We start from the raw sequence: 13,096 nt of genomic DNA, 5'->3' as shown, positions 1-13,096 counted from the left end.
GGGGAGGACAACATTATTCCGACATATTTTACCTTACTATTAAAGCTTACCTTTTGAAAGATTTTATCTTTCAATGTACAGGTGCTAATTATATTTATAAGCCTACGTTAGCTCCCGGCCGCGAGGCCCATTTGGCCGCCCGGTCTGTCTAAGCTTGTTGTCGGAATGCTTACGCACCACAACCTTAGAAGGCCCTCACTGTCCAAACTGCTGTAGTTTGCTTGTAGCAGATGCTGTTCTATTATAAAATATTCGTTTAATATTAATTGTTGATTGTTATTCATGAGGAGAACAGGCAGCTACAACAAGTCAGCCACAACGGATGCGTTACCCGGCTCCCCGCCTATTTTAGGAGGGGCTGGGGGTGGTAAATTTATAATAACCCGTATAAGCAAAGTAAAGAACCCTAAACTTAACTCCACCCAACTTGTTATAAACCATGGCTATGCTAAAACGAAACTTCCGCCCAACCAGGCTTTTATTCCTGAACCTCCTGGTTTTACTAACCACTACCGCCGCCTGCCAAGTTAAACCCCAACCAGAAAACAACACCACCGCTACTAAACCCACCACCGCTTACACCACCAAAACCCCGCACCCCGACGGCACTGGTAAGGTATACATGGGCCGCGAAATAGCCCACGTCATGAGTGCTGCCGGCGGCGACTGGCTCGAGCGCAACACCCGCCAACAGGAAGAAAACGTAGCTTTAGCCATTAATAAACTAAACCTCGCCTCCAACAGCGTAGTCGCCGATATTGGCGCCGGCACCGGTTACTACACCTTCCGGATAGCCCCCAAAGTACCCCAAGGCAGAGTTTACGCCGTAGAAGTGCAGGATGAATTTATTTCGGCTTTAGAAGCCCGGAGAAAAGAACTGGATTTGACCAATGTAGAAGTAATAAAAGGCAGCACCAAATCTCCTAATCTCCCCCCCGCTTCTGTTGATTTAGCCATTATGGTAGATGTCTATCATGAACTGGAGTATCCGCAAGAAATGTTGCAGGCCCTATATAAAGCGCTTAAACCCGATGGCAAATTATTGCTGCTGGAGTACCGGGCCGAAGACCCGAAAGTACCCATCAAGGAACTACATAAAATGAGCGTAGCCCAGGCAAATAAAGAACTAAGCGCCAATGGCTTCAAACTTAACCAGCGGGAAAACTTCTTACCCATTCAGCATTTTTTGTTATATGGAACGGTGCAAAAATGAATTACATGCTCCTTTTACACCAACAGTTCGAAAACGCTTTTACCCCCAATGCTATTACTCCGGAAAAACACGAAATACCCGATTTGCCACACACCTTTTAAAAAAGCCATAAATTCATGGTTCGAATCCAAACCTCCTAGTTGCCGCTGGTAGATCGCAATCTGCAGCAGTTTATGAATATATATTAGGCAATCCGGAGGATTTAATTAAATCAACTATTCGGGTGTATTTTGATGGGCAGCGGGCTTCCAAGTTGGTGGTGAAGGTGTTGAAGGAGTGAGTAGATGTAATTTTAACCTATTAAACTAGTGCTTCTCCAATTTAGTTTTTAGAAAGGCTGAATGGGATTTTTAATCCTGTATTATTGAGTACTCGAATTTGCAATCCGAATTGATTCTAAAAATTAATTTGGTGGTGCCCTAGTTCAAATAAGTTATTTGAATTTATAATAAAAAAGCCTTTCTAAGAAAAATGAAAAGCTTTTTTATGTAATCCTTGTAGTGACAGAGCACTTGACACACACATGCAAGTGAAGACTAAGAAACTGGTTGTAAATTGACAAATAGAAAGGCACAAAATTACGTTAGGTAGGCTTTTCTATATACAAGAACAGAGTTCCTCCTGATACATTTATAGTTTGAAGTTACCCTTCGGAAGATTTAAAACAGTGAGGGAAATATGTTCTTAAAACTAGCAAATTGTTATTGACAATGAAGTCACAAGCTAGCACTAGAAGCTATCTCAAAAATACCTTAATAATATTTTCACACCAGCCAGGAGCACAAGAGCCAGGTAATTAGCTGCTTTGGTTTCGTGTCTGACTAAAGTTCTTCTGAAGTTAAAGAGCCAGGCAAAGAAGCGCTCAATCTTCCACCTTCTTTTGTATCTTCTAAGCTTGCGGCCATCTTAGTTTTTCTGCTTTTTGCAGTTGCTGCGGTGAGGTGCAATCATCTCCACACCCTTTGTTTTAATTTTTCATCCAGCGGGTCAGAGTCGTAAGCTCTATCACCAACCAATCGTTCAGGCATTGACTCAATAAACCGCTGCTCGAGCACCTGCTCCACCAATCCTACTTCATGAGGAGCGGCTGACTGGATGGTGACAGATAGAACAAGACCTGCAGCGTCCGTGATTGCCATGAGTTTGGTGCCTTTACCGCGTTTAATTTTCCCAACAGCAGTGCCCCTTTTTTTGCCATGCAGAAAGAGCCATCGATAAAACATTCGCTCAAGTCCACACCGCCTCTGTGCTGTAAATCCTTGGCTAAGGCTTCCACTACCTGCCGCATCACACCTTGCTTTTGCCACTGCTGAAACCTTCGGTGACAGGTCTGATAAGGCCCAAATCGCTCCGGCAAATCTTACCAAGGTGCGCTCGTGCGTAATATCCACAAAATCCCCTCCAGCACCTGCCGTTGGTCTCGGGCTGGTCTACCTTTTCCATCTGCTCTTTTTACCTGGTCCGGAACCAAATCCTAGATCCGTGCCCACTGCTCTTTAGTCAACTCCATGAACAAAAAACAGATGCCTTTTGCCTTTAATTCCTATTTTTGAGATAGCTTCTAGAATAAAACTTTCAGGATAAATAAAGAAACAATCTTAGAAACTATTTCAAAAGGTATTAAATTCTTTTTAGCAGAACACTAATTATAGCCAGATAGAGCATACTCTTGAAATTCACTTTTTTTTCATAGTCCATGCGTAGGCGTATGGCGTCGAGAATCCAAGCAAATGTTCTTTCCACTACCCATATTCTGGGCATTATTTTAAAGCGATTTAATATCATCTGTTCGCAGCACCACTTGCCAGCACCAGCCCAATAGCTTTTGAAAAAAGTTTTTCAAATCACTTCCCTAGTACCCCCCATCTACCTATACTAGCTTTATCTGGCTACAGAGTTCTTTGAGTATAAAAGGGCGAAAGAGATAGCGCAGCAGGCATTTAGAACTCATCCTTTTCCGATACATTTGCTACACACACCCATTCGGTAAGCAGCAGACCTAGTGTATCAGTAAGAATAAAGCGTTTGAGCCGTATATCTGCTTGCCTGCATCGCAACAGCGGTATTGGCCACCACAGGCATTCGTTCAGATGCTTTACAAGTCCATAATACGCACCGTAGCATGGGGCTGCCGCCCGGCTTTATGCCATAGTTTTTCACCAGAAAACTATCAATTGCTTTCCTACTGGCATCCTATCTCCAGCAGTTGAAATAACAATACAAGGATCGTCCGCAGGGAAAATCATGCGGTAAGCTGCGCCAAAAGCTGCCCATCATTACAACATACAAAATAGCGTTAATTACATCTCTTACTGCTACAGCCAGGCATTCGCCCTTTACTGACCGTCTTTATTATCGGCATTGTTTGTTTAAAACTTTTCCAGCGGTTTGCGCACACTTCGCTTAGCTAACATTGCACTTTATGCTTCTTTTGTTTTAAACTCACCTAGGTCTTTTATTAGTTGCTCGTTTAACTATCTTAACAAAGGTGAGCTCATATTTGGTACTCTGGATTTAGCTTTTATAGGTTTCGAAACAGCTTCTAAGGATTTCCAAAAATCTTTAAATATACCTCTTCAGTCAATTCATCATCTGGAGACAATGGATTATCTCCAGTTTCCTCATTCAATCCAGCTGTTATTTGTATTTTACCAATTGGTCCACCAGTATAATTTAAAATAGCCCATTCATTAGGTGTAATTAAACATTTACTAAAATTGACATCTCCGTTTAAATCCACACGTACAGGTTCAGAATCTATCCTCCCATTATCATTCCAATCAATTGAACCATCAGCTTTGATATCCCTTTTTACAGCGTTGTTAATAGTTGTAAAATGAATATGATATGTATTTAAGTTTGGAGTTTTACCTAATCCATCACTTTCACGTAAGGATTCTTCATCAAGCTCAGGTAGTTGGAATGGTTGGTAACTATGATATCTTTGATCTCCTTTTTTTATACCTGACATTTGATAATAATAATTCATGACGCTTAAATGATTTGGATTATAATGAGAATGATTTACCCCCCCATGCATAAGCCCTAGATTATGCCCTAATTCATGAATAAAAGTGCCTACTTTTTGCTCAACAGTTCCTCCTTTTCCACCATTCCATCTACCCAATGTAACAATAAAGTCTGCACTGGGTATATCAAATGAATTTCCACTAGATCTAGAATTCTCATATGCATCTGCCCAAATCATATAATGAAAAGTTGTTGCTCTTTCAGCTTTAAAATGAAATCTCTTAATAGCTTCAAAATCTGACTTTACAGGATTAAGATCACCATCATAAGGTATTTGTTCATCTACAACTAAATGAATATTTATTCCTGTTGTACCATCAGGATTATTTACTGGTGCAAGAGCAAAAATCTCTGTTATTCTATCCAAAACTTCACGGTTAGGCTTCAATCCATTGCTAGCAGATGCGCGCTCCATATAATCCATTTCAACGAAAATATCTTTATGAAGAGGAGAAGCGCCCATATCTCTTAAGTTTACCACTCCATTTAATGGCCCCACTTCCCAGCCATCTTTTAATCCATCACCATCTGTATCAGGATTATCCGGGTTTGTTCTTATTCTCTGCTCCTGATTGTTTGTTAAGCCATCATTATCTGAATCTCTATTACTATCTTCTGTAACTCCATTAGGATCGGAGGATTGAGGTTTTCTTCCAATACTTGCAGGAACTTCAAACTTCGATTTCTCCATCCTCCTTTCTAATGCCTTTTGATCCCTTTCAGTCATTTCTTTCTCTACCTCTCCAGTTTGACCTAGAGATGGAGTAACTACAACCAAATAAATAAGTAAGGAATAAATCATTTTGACCCATTCTTTCTTTAAATTAATTAATAAAAGTGTTTTCATGTTAATATAATTTTTATTGATAGAACATAATTTAATTACTTAAAAACAACCTGCCAAATTACTTTAATTTGATATCTAATCCCGTGAAAGAAAAAGTAATAAATCCTGTTAGCTTATTATCATATCCAACAACTTCATTGAGATCCGAGATATCCGATGGTAAAGGAGAATTTAGCTTGCCACCATTATTTAAACCACTTGGAAATTGGGAAAAGCCAACTCCTGCTCCTACCCTTAGAAAATTGCGGTAACTAAACAAAGAAGAAAGAGAGAAATGGTTAAATGTAGATTGTTTTGAAAAACTATATCCTAAACCCATTCCAACGGCCATTTCTTTAAATTCACCAAACTTTGCAAAATTTATATTTAATAATAGCCCAGGATTTAATACAATTTTGTCTTTAAGCTCTCTTTTCACAATATTATCTTCTAAATAATATTCATTCACATCTTTTGAAAAAGCGAAATTAGCAACAGGAATCAACTCAACAGTTGCTCGATCATATTCGGGTATTAAAGTAGCAATAACAAACTCTCTTGTTTCTCTAGAAAGATTTAATTTTAAATTACTTACATCTTTAGGCTTTATAGTTAAAGTAATTTTAGTAGGTTTATCTCCAACCACAAAGTAATGTTTTATTAATGTTTTTAAATTTTTACCTAAAACAAGATTTTGTAATTCATTTACTCGGCGTACATAATCTGCATTTAATGCTAAGAATGCCGCTCGATGTGTATCATCACTTAAATCACCTTTAAATTTTTCATAAAGAGAATTGAGGTCATTGGCCAAGGTTGTGCTATTAAATTCACCAAACCCTCCTCTAATTCCACGTATCTTCTTAATAGCACCACGTAGACCGTCGGTATTTGTATGTAAGAAAGCATCTGATTTAGATTCAGGCAAATCAGATGCTATTATTAACGCTCTAGCCTCATTTATATCTTTACCTAAGTTTTCAATTGTATTTTTATATGCTTGGTAAGAGGCATCTTCTGTAATTCCTTCAGTTGCATCATTTGGCAACAACTTTGTTACTGTTTCCAAGAAAGGAGTAATATTAGGGTAAGACTCCTCAATATTTACTACTTCAGTTTTAAATGTGTAATCATAAAAGATAGGGTTCGGATTATCAACCATAATCATTATTCCATCGCCACTTGCCTTAACTATCTTAATATTATCAACTAAACCAAACTCTTTTCCATCATCATCTAAGGATATTGATTCATCGTTTTTCCCATGATAAAAATGAATAACGTTTTGTGCATATGTTTGGCCACTTATTAAAAGAACAAACAGAAACAGTAATAATAGATTTTCTTTTTTCATATAATTTTAAATTATTTTAACTAAACATATTTAGCATTTGGCAATAAAAAGACATTGATAATTCAACTATTTATTACTATTAACCTAGCTAATTACCTTTTTAAATCTTTTCAATAGAAATAAATTACTTATTGAAAGAACGTTAAATTTCTATAGTTTATAGTTACCGATTCAATTTTATCTGCTTGCCCCTGGGTAAAAGTCGTCATAAATGCATCTTGGGCTGTATCCATAAATTGTTACTTAAATCGTTTTAGTCTGAGTATTCTATACAAGTGTTCAAAACGTTTCTACAATCTCGAGTATCACTTCAACTCTTAAAAGCAGGAGGAGTATCATAAACCATATCTCCATACACACTACAATCCCCTTTAATTCTCTCCTCGCATCCTCCCTGATAAGTGTGAAAAAGCCCTAACCAATGCCCAACCTCATGGCTACAAGTATGGCCTAAGTTTCTGGTGGGATTGGATCCTGTGCCTATGTCCCCAAAAAATCATCTACTATAACTAAGCCATCCAACTGCGGTGAGTTGTCAACAAACTGGGGGTAAGTTGCATAGGCAAGCCAATTAGGTTCATTTTGATTGCTTACATCTACAATGGTATTAACTATCCAAATATTAAGATATTTTCTTAGGTTCCATTGAGAAATCCCCTTCAATGAGGCTTCCATACTGCCAAACGAATTTTGACCATCAGACTGCGAATCGTAAATAAAATTTGATAATTGGCTTCTGTATCTCTGAATTCCAATAGATTTATTCCCTTGATCATCATTTATGGCCAATTTGAACTCAATACCAGTATCAACTCCTCCTAATTTATTCCTAAAATCTTGATTTAACACATCTATTTGGCTTCTCACTTGCTGTTCACTAATGTTTTCAGCCCCACCGTTATGTATTACATGAACTACAACTTCAATTTGAATAGCTCCCGTTTCTTGTTGTATATGCTTAATATTCTTTTTAATCCTTTTTTACTTTTCTTTACATCTTCAAAAACAAAATTGAATTTTCTATTATCTATTAAATTCAATCTATTTAATTGTTTATTTCTCAATAGGTCAAAACCGCACCTAATCTATTGGCTATGTACAGACACTCTCATTAAAAAAATAAATAATAGTGTTATTTTAAATACTAATATTCTCTTCTCCATCGGTTTACTTATATTCAATTAACTTTAAAATATCTTAACTAAGAATTTCATCAACTCCGTTTGCAATCCAAGCCTTTTCTAACTAATCAACTTTTAAACTTTTTATTTACAATAATCCGTCACTTCTATTTTAGTTAATTAAAATGTTCTTTCTGATATAGCTAATAAAAGGGTATAATCAGCATTTCACTGGCTACTATATTTTACATCATCATAGTAACTTGTTCTAAATGTTTTAGCAATACTGATTTTTCAGTATTGTTAAACTAACAAAATGGCATACTTAGCTTAATTAAATTTTCAATATTATCTCCTGATTTTTCTATCTACAACAATAACAAATTTTTTTAGAGATGCTTTACTAGAATTGAACGTTGTAAAATTTGATAATCAATAGATTAACAATGTGACTTTTCACATTATATAAACTGGGTCTATTCCGTTCTTAACTGTTTAAACACATAACTTAAATGGGACTTATCACAATTCTATGTAAAAACTCACATAATAAAAGTTTAAAAATATCGTCAAAGCATTAAATATTAGTCTATTATAAATAATAATCTCTATTATCTAGCATTTCGAATACTCTTGGACTTGTTAAATAGTATTGTAACCTAGTTATACCAAACCATCTAAAGTCAGATAAAGCAGGCTTTAAAAAAGTTGCAATTCGCTCATTTATTATGCTCAAAATAAAAAACATTGCTACAACAGAAATCCATTTATCCGACATACCTTCTTAATTCTTTTTAAATTTTAACGGTTTCACTTCAGTGCTCATATTTTGCAATTAGCTATACTCTTTTATTTTCATCTTTCTTCAAGAAGTGCTTTATATCAAGTGCATCCATTTGTTTACTAATTGATAAACAAATTCTAATGATACCTTTTTATTAATTTCGCTTCTCATGTCCTCCCAATTGGCCTTACAAGGTGTTTTTCCTAACTTCTACAGCTGCTTAATTTTTCTTTATCTGGCTATATCTTAGAAACTGAAGCGGCAAAATAAGAAGTAGCATTGTAAATTTTGGTAGGCAGGGCAGTTCCTTAAATGAAATTAGCCACTAGGCGTACTCCGTATGGATTGGGGGTTAAATCGTAAGCTAGGGGCTTACCTACTTATTGTATTAAGGCTTTAGTTAGGTCGGCCACAAAAGCGTTCTTCAGGTAAATTTCCAGTTCGGTTATGCTATGGAAGGCCAATGTTATGAAAATACTGTTGGTTCTTTTATGAGAGACTACCAACGTTACTTCCCTTGTCGGTTAAATCATAGCCATAATCTGCTTTATAAGTTAAATTATAGTACACATGTGGTTTACGCCCTATGGACACCTGCTTCATTTTCTTGTTGGAGTTATAGCTATAAACATTCTCCATCTAAAATTTTAGAATCAAATCACCGTTCACTTTTTTGTATTCTAAATCTTGTAAAGTTGGCATCTCAACCGACGGTTCCACCATATCGCCAAAGTCTTCTTCTATGCTGTAGGAAGTATACTTAGGCTTCAGCGTAACTATCAGCGACTTGTGTTAGGTAGTCCATTATTTTATATTATCTATTTTTTGCGCAGTGGCCGGCAAAGACAACAAAGCTAAAAGTAGCCAAGCGTTAGCGGCAGAGCATAACTTTTTAAATTAATTCTACATTTTCATTTGCCTTTAGGTTTGTTCGTTTTTACTACAGTACATTCTTTATTCAGATTGAATAACGACTGGCTGCTATCAACCTTCTGTTGAGTAAACTTTGTTTTATTTTCTTCAAAAATATTTATAGCTATTACTTGATTCAAGAAAGGCAATATTCTTTCATCTCCCATTTGGGAGCTTCTAAAATTGTAATTCGCTTATATTATTTAATTAAAATTATAAGTGTAATAGTAACTCGTTCTAATCCTATCCGCAATACTGAATTTTCAGTATTTTTAATGGTTCAACGAAATAAATTTCTGCTGTATCCTTAACTCGAAACATATTTCTAAGTCAATTTCATCGATTCTATCCATTACACTACAATTATCAATACTTCAGTTGTTGATTATACATTACTGTGCGACTTTACAAATATTGCTTTTCTTTAACTTGTTATCAATGAGACATTTACCAGAGTCAACTGAGAAGTTTAACTTGGCTGGTGTGGGTACCATCACGTTTATTTATGTGATTTTTCCCAAACATCTGTGAATATCCCCACAAGCTAAAAGATAAAATATTGATTTATAACACTATATCACACAAACTCAAACCAAAAAACTTAATTAAGTTTAATCCTATCTGTAAATTTTCTTATATTATCACCACATCTCTTTAAATCTCAATCATCCTTCACTTAAAAAGAAAAATTTATGGAACAGAATGTATTTCCGGAGCATACCCAACAAAGCCAGAACTTTAAAGATTATTTGGCGGGCCTGGATGTGGCCAACTTTGGGGAATTTGTGTGCGCGTATAAGTTTTCGTTGGCCGAAATAAATGCCTTAGTAGCTGCTGCCAGCCAAAACGGTAACCCAACGCACTTGCGGGTATATTATGGCTGCGAGGCCGGCGGTACGAATCACCGGTTATTTTATGCGGTATTAGATGCCGACGACAACGTGTTGCAGGTTCAGCCTTTAACAGGTTCAGCACCCAGCCCGGCAGCAGATGGCCCCGGACAAGAACCCGCGAAGTGCCCGCCTGGTTGCCGGTCGGATGCTATTATTATGTCTGTGCTGACCGGAATGTGATGAGTTAAACCAATCCGGCATAAATTGGTGTTACAGCCTCTTTATGCCGGATGCATTGTTTACGGCTATGTTGGATGTTTACCTGACTATAGGTTTAGAATCGCTGATTCTGCTGCTTTTCTTTTTAAATTTCCGGAAGGCTACCCCCGAGCAAAAACTAGTGGGCACGCTTATGCTGGTTTGTTTTCCGTTTGAACTGTATGCCGGCTATTTACAAACATTTAAAGAAAACAATTTATTTATTTACCATTTTCTTACGCCCGTACAATACACATTTTATGCTTTTATTTATTACTCGGCTATTAGTTCCGGTAAGGTAAAAAAGGTAATTATTTTTTCGGTGCCGGTGGTTATTTTGGCGGCGCTGGTGCTGGGTTTTACAGTGCAGCAAGTGCGCGAGTATAATTCTTACGCCATTGTTTTAAGCAACTTTTTAATCCTGGCCTGGGTGCTTACTTACTATCGCCAAACGTTTGTGCAACTTAAAATTTATCAGTTGGAGCGGGAGCCACTTTTCTGGATTAGTACAGGTTTGCTGTTTTATGCCTTGGGTGGCTTTTTTGTAGAAGGTTTAATGAATAATTTATTAGAAAATTCTAAAGAAGTCGCGAAAAAGTATTATTATAGCGTAACGGTTGTTTTACTGTGTTTTTTGTACCTCATGTTTATCTTTTCTTTTTTATGCCGGCGCTTTTTTAAATCCTATGATTAGCAATCATGGCTATGTCTCCCGATATACTTTTGGTCGTTTCCAGTGGAACCATAATTTTTTTAGTGGTAGCGGGTTTGGTTACTTTCTTTTTTTGCCTCTACCAAAAACGGTTTAATGCTCACTTAAAAGAAAAAGAAGAACTTAAAAACAGTTTCCAGCACGAAATACTAAAAGCCCAGCTAGAAATGCAGGAGCAAACTTTCCTGAACATTTCGCAGGAAATTCACGACAACATCGGGCAAATTCTTTCTTTAATCCGGCTAAACATTAGCACCATTCAGCCCCACAATTACCAAACTACCGGCTTAAAGGTTAGCACCAGCAAAGAATTACTAGATAAAGCCATTGATGATTTACGCAATCTATCGAAGCGGTTAAATGCCGAATTTGTACAGCAGCAAAGCCTTGCCGAATCATTGCGTTTTCAATTAAACCTGATTCAGAAAGCCGCACTTTATAATACGTCTTTTGAATTACACGGTGCAGAAATTTCCTTACCTGCCGAAATAAAACTGATTATTTTCCGGATTGTACAAGAAGCCCTGAATAATATTATTAAACACGCCGAAGCCAAAACCATTCAGGTGGTTTTAACTTATGCGCCCGAAGCCATTTATTTAATCATTCAGGACGATGGCCTGGGCTTTGCGGATAATCCCGACGATACGGACAGCCCATCTGAAGAAATAACCACCATTACCCCCCGGATACCGATTAAAGGCATTGGCATTTACAACATGCATTACCGGGCCCGCCTGATTGGCGCGCATTTTAAACTGGAAAGCCAGGCCGGTGTAGGCACGCAAGCCCAGTTAATATTGCCTTTAATAGCTTAAAGTAACGGTAATGGTTTTACTGCTTAAACAAACCAATATTTAAGCAATTTCTCCTTTGCGGGCAATTTCCAGTTCTTCAATAACGGCTCCGCTCATGGCCGCCAATTCTTCTTCGCGATTAGTATCCCGGATAATGATAGATAAATCTAAGGCGGCAAAATCATTTTTACGACCAATGGTGGTTTTGCCCAGCTTATCAAAATCGCCGTTAATGTCGGTAAAGCTTTGCACCCAGGTTAAGAGCGGTTTATCGTCTACCTTGCCCAGGAACTTGCCTACTACTCCGGCCACCGAAAACAATAAATCCGACACCTGGGTAACGGCATTGGCCTTCCGGACTACGGCTTTAATCGCCGAAACCACATCGGCATAATTTGAATCGTTTTTAACGTCGGCCAGTACATTGGCTACATCCCGCAGGTTCTGTTTGCTTTTAATGATGGAAGCCAAAACATGAATTTGCGAAGGACTTTTATCTTCGGGCTGATGCTGTTTCCAGAAATAAATGGTTTTGTCTACGGGCAAGTCTTCGTCGTCGCCTACTTTGGCAAAACTTTTCAGGTCCAGGTTCTGTAAAACTTCGCCGGTATCGCTTACCACAATTACCATCAGGTACATTTTAGAAAAGCCCGGAAAAGGCGGCACTTTGGCGGTTTTGTTGTTGATGATAAATGCCCGCGATAAGCGCACCTCTATGCCGGTTACATTTTTAGAAGTAGAAATGCCTTCGGGCTTGGTTTTTTCGTCGCCTTGTAAAGCAAATTGCTCCACAAAAGCTTCGTCTTTTATGTTTAAAGCCATTTTTATTTACCTGGTTAAATAAGTGAATGTTTGAAATTACACCCCTGTATGCCTGGGTTGGGCGGTACTGAAACAGAGCTTATCTACAAAGCTAAATGTAATATTTTATTAGCACGTAACCATACTCATTTTTAGGTATTTTAGCGCAGATTCCCGCAAATATTCTATAATATCTTTTGGGTTTGCCAGGCTGAGCTTTTGCTGATGGAATATTTGCGTTTACTCGTAACTATTATGCTGGTAGCGGATAGCCTGTTGGCTTGCTTTATTGTGCGTGTTCTGGGGAAAAATAGCTGATGCGTACGTGACAAGTTTTAAGTAGTAAGCTTGTAGTAGATTTATTTAATCTTGATGGCCAGAGGCCGGTAGAGGACATCACCGGCGAGACGCCGGCGATAGGCTAAGCCTGAATAAATTTATACTGGTTTAAACAA

General features: G+C 37.5%; 10 protein-coding genes and 1 pseudogene. 4 read left to right on the top strand and 7 right to left on the bottom strand.

Features of this window, described 5'->3' with window-relative positions; genetic code table 11:
• Positions 1–445 precede the first annotated feature (445 nt).
• On the top strand, positions 446–1,213 hold the full coding sequence (locus ACO1R6_RS17545) for a class I SAM-dependent methyltransferase (RefSeq protein ID WP_486266321.1): 768 nt from the start codon (positions 446–448) through the stop codon (positions 1,211–1,213).
• A 741-nt stretch (positions 1,214–1,954) separates the two neighbouring features.
• Here the strand turns inward: ACO1R6_RS17545 and ACO1R6_RS17540 are convergent.
• The 6 genes and pseudogenes from ACO1R6_RS17540 to ACO1R6_RS17515 all read right to left on the bottom strand — a co-directional run bounded on the left by ACO1R6_RS17540 (position 1,955) and on the right by ACO1R6_RS17515 (position 7,290).
• Positions 1,955–2,684 (bottom strand): annotated as a pseudogene (locus ACO1R6_RS17540) (IS5 family transposase).
• Positions 2,685–3,406: 722 nt separating this feature from the next.
• Positions 3,407–3,538 (bottom strand): transposase, encoded by a 132-nt coding sequence (locus ACO1R6_RS17535; protein WP_486266323.1) that lies wholly within the window; start codon positions 3,536–3,538, stop codon positions 3,407–3,409.
• A 217-nt stretch (positions 3,539–3,755) separates the two neighbouring features.
• Positions 3,756–5,090, bottom strand: coding sequence for a zinc metalloprotease (locus ACO1R6_RS17530; RefSeq protein ID WP_486266320.1), 1,335 nt, complete (start codon positions 5,088–5,090; stop codon positions 3,756–3,758).
• Positions 5,091–5,148: 58 nt separating this feature from the next.
• Entirely contained in the window at positions 5,149–6,423 is a 1,275-nt protein-coding gene (locus ACO1R6_RS17525) for a hypothetical protein (RefSeq protein ID WP_486266319.1), read from the bottom strand.
• A 310-nt stretch (positions 6,424–6,733) separates the two neighbouring features.
• Entirely contained in the window at positions 6,734–6,907 is a 174-nt protein-coding gene (locus ACO1R6_RS17520) for a M43 family zinc metalloprotease (protein WP_486266322.1), read from the bottom strand.
• Positions 6,904–7,290 carry a zinc metalloprotease gene (locus tag ACO1R6_RS17515; protein WP_486266317.1) on the bottom strand — a complete coding sequence of 129 codons (387 nt, stop codon included), beginning with the start codon at positions 7,288–7,290 and terminating at the stop codon, positions 6,904–6,906. Before ACO1R6_RS17515 ends, ACO1R6_RS17520 begins: the two co-directional genes overlap by 4 nt.
• 2,642 nt (positions 7,291–9,932) lie before the next feature.
• Between ACO1R6_RS17515 and ACO1R6_RS17510 the strand changes: the two genes are divergently transcribed.
• Genes ACO1R6_RS17510 through ACO1R6_RS17500 form a run of 3 tightly spaced genes read left to right on the top strand, consistent with a single transcriptional unit; the run spans position 9,933 to position 11,861 of the window.
• Positions 9,933–10,313, top strand: coding sequence for a hypothetical protein (locus tag ACO1R6_RS17510; protein ID WP_486266316.1), 381 nt, complete (start codon positions 9,933–9,935; stop codon positions 10,311–10,313).
• 43 nt (positions 10,314–10,356) lie between these two features.
• Positions 10,357–11,025, top strand: a complete 669-nt coding sequence (locus ACO1R6_RS17505; protein ID WP_486266315.1) for a hypothetical protein — start codon at positions 10,357–10,359, stop codon at positions 11,023–11,025.
• 11 nt (positions 11,026–11,036) lie between these two features.
• Positions 11,037–11,861 carry a sensor histidine kinase gene (locus ACO1R6_RS17500; RefSeq protein WP_486266314.1) on the top strand — a complete coding sequence of 275 codons (825 nt, stop codon included), beginning with the start codon at positions 11,037–11,039 and terminating at the stop codon, positions 11,859–11,861.
• Between the two features lie 39 nt (positions 11,862–11,900).
• On the opposite strand, the gene ACO1R6_RS17495 is transcribed toward ACO1R6_RS17500, so the two are convergent.
• A complete protein-coding gene (locus ACO1R6_RS17495) occupies positions 11,901–12,662 on the bottom strand; it encodes a hypothetical protein (RefSeq protein WP_486266313.1) in 762 nt (253 codons plus the stop codon).
• Between the last annotated feature and the right edge of the window lie 434 nt (positions 12,663–13,096).

The sequence above is a fragment of the Adhaeribacter sp. genome (genome assembly GCF_057359045.1).
The sequence above is the reverse complement of the archived record's forward strand: the minus strand, read 5'-3'. Positions and strand labels throughout refer to the sequence as shown.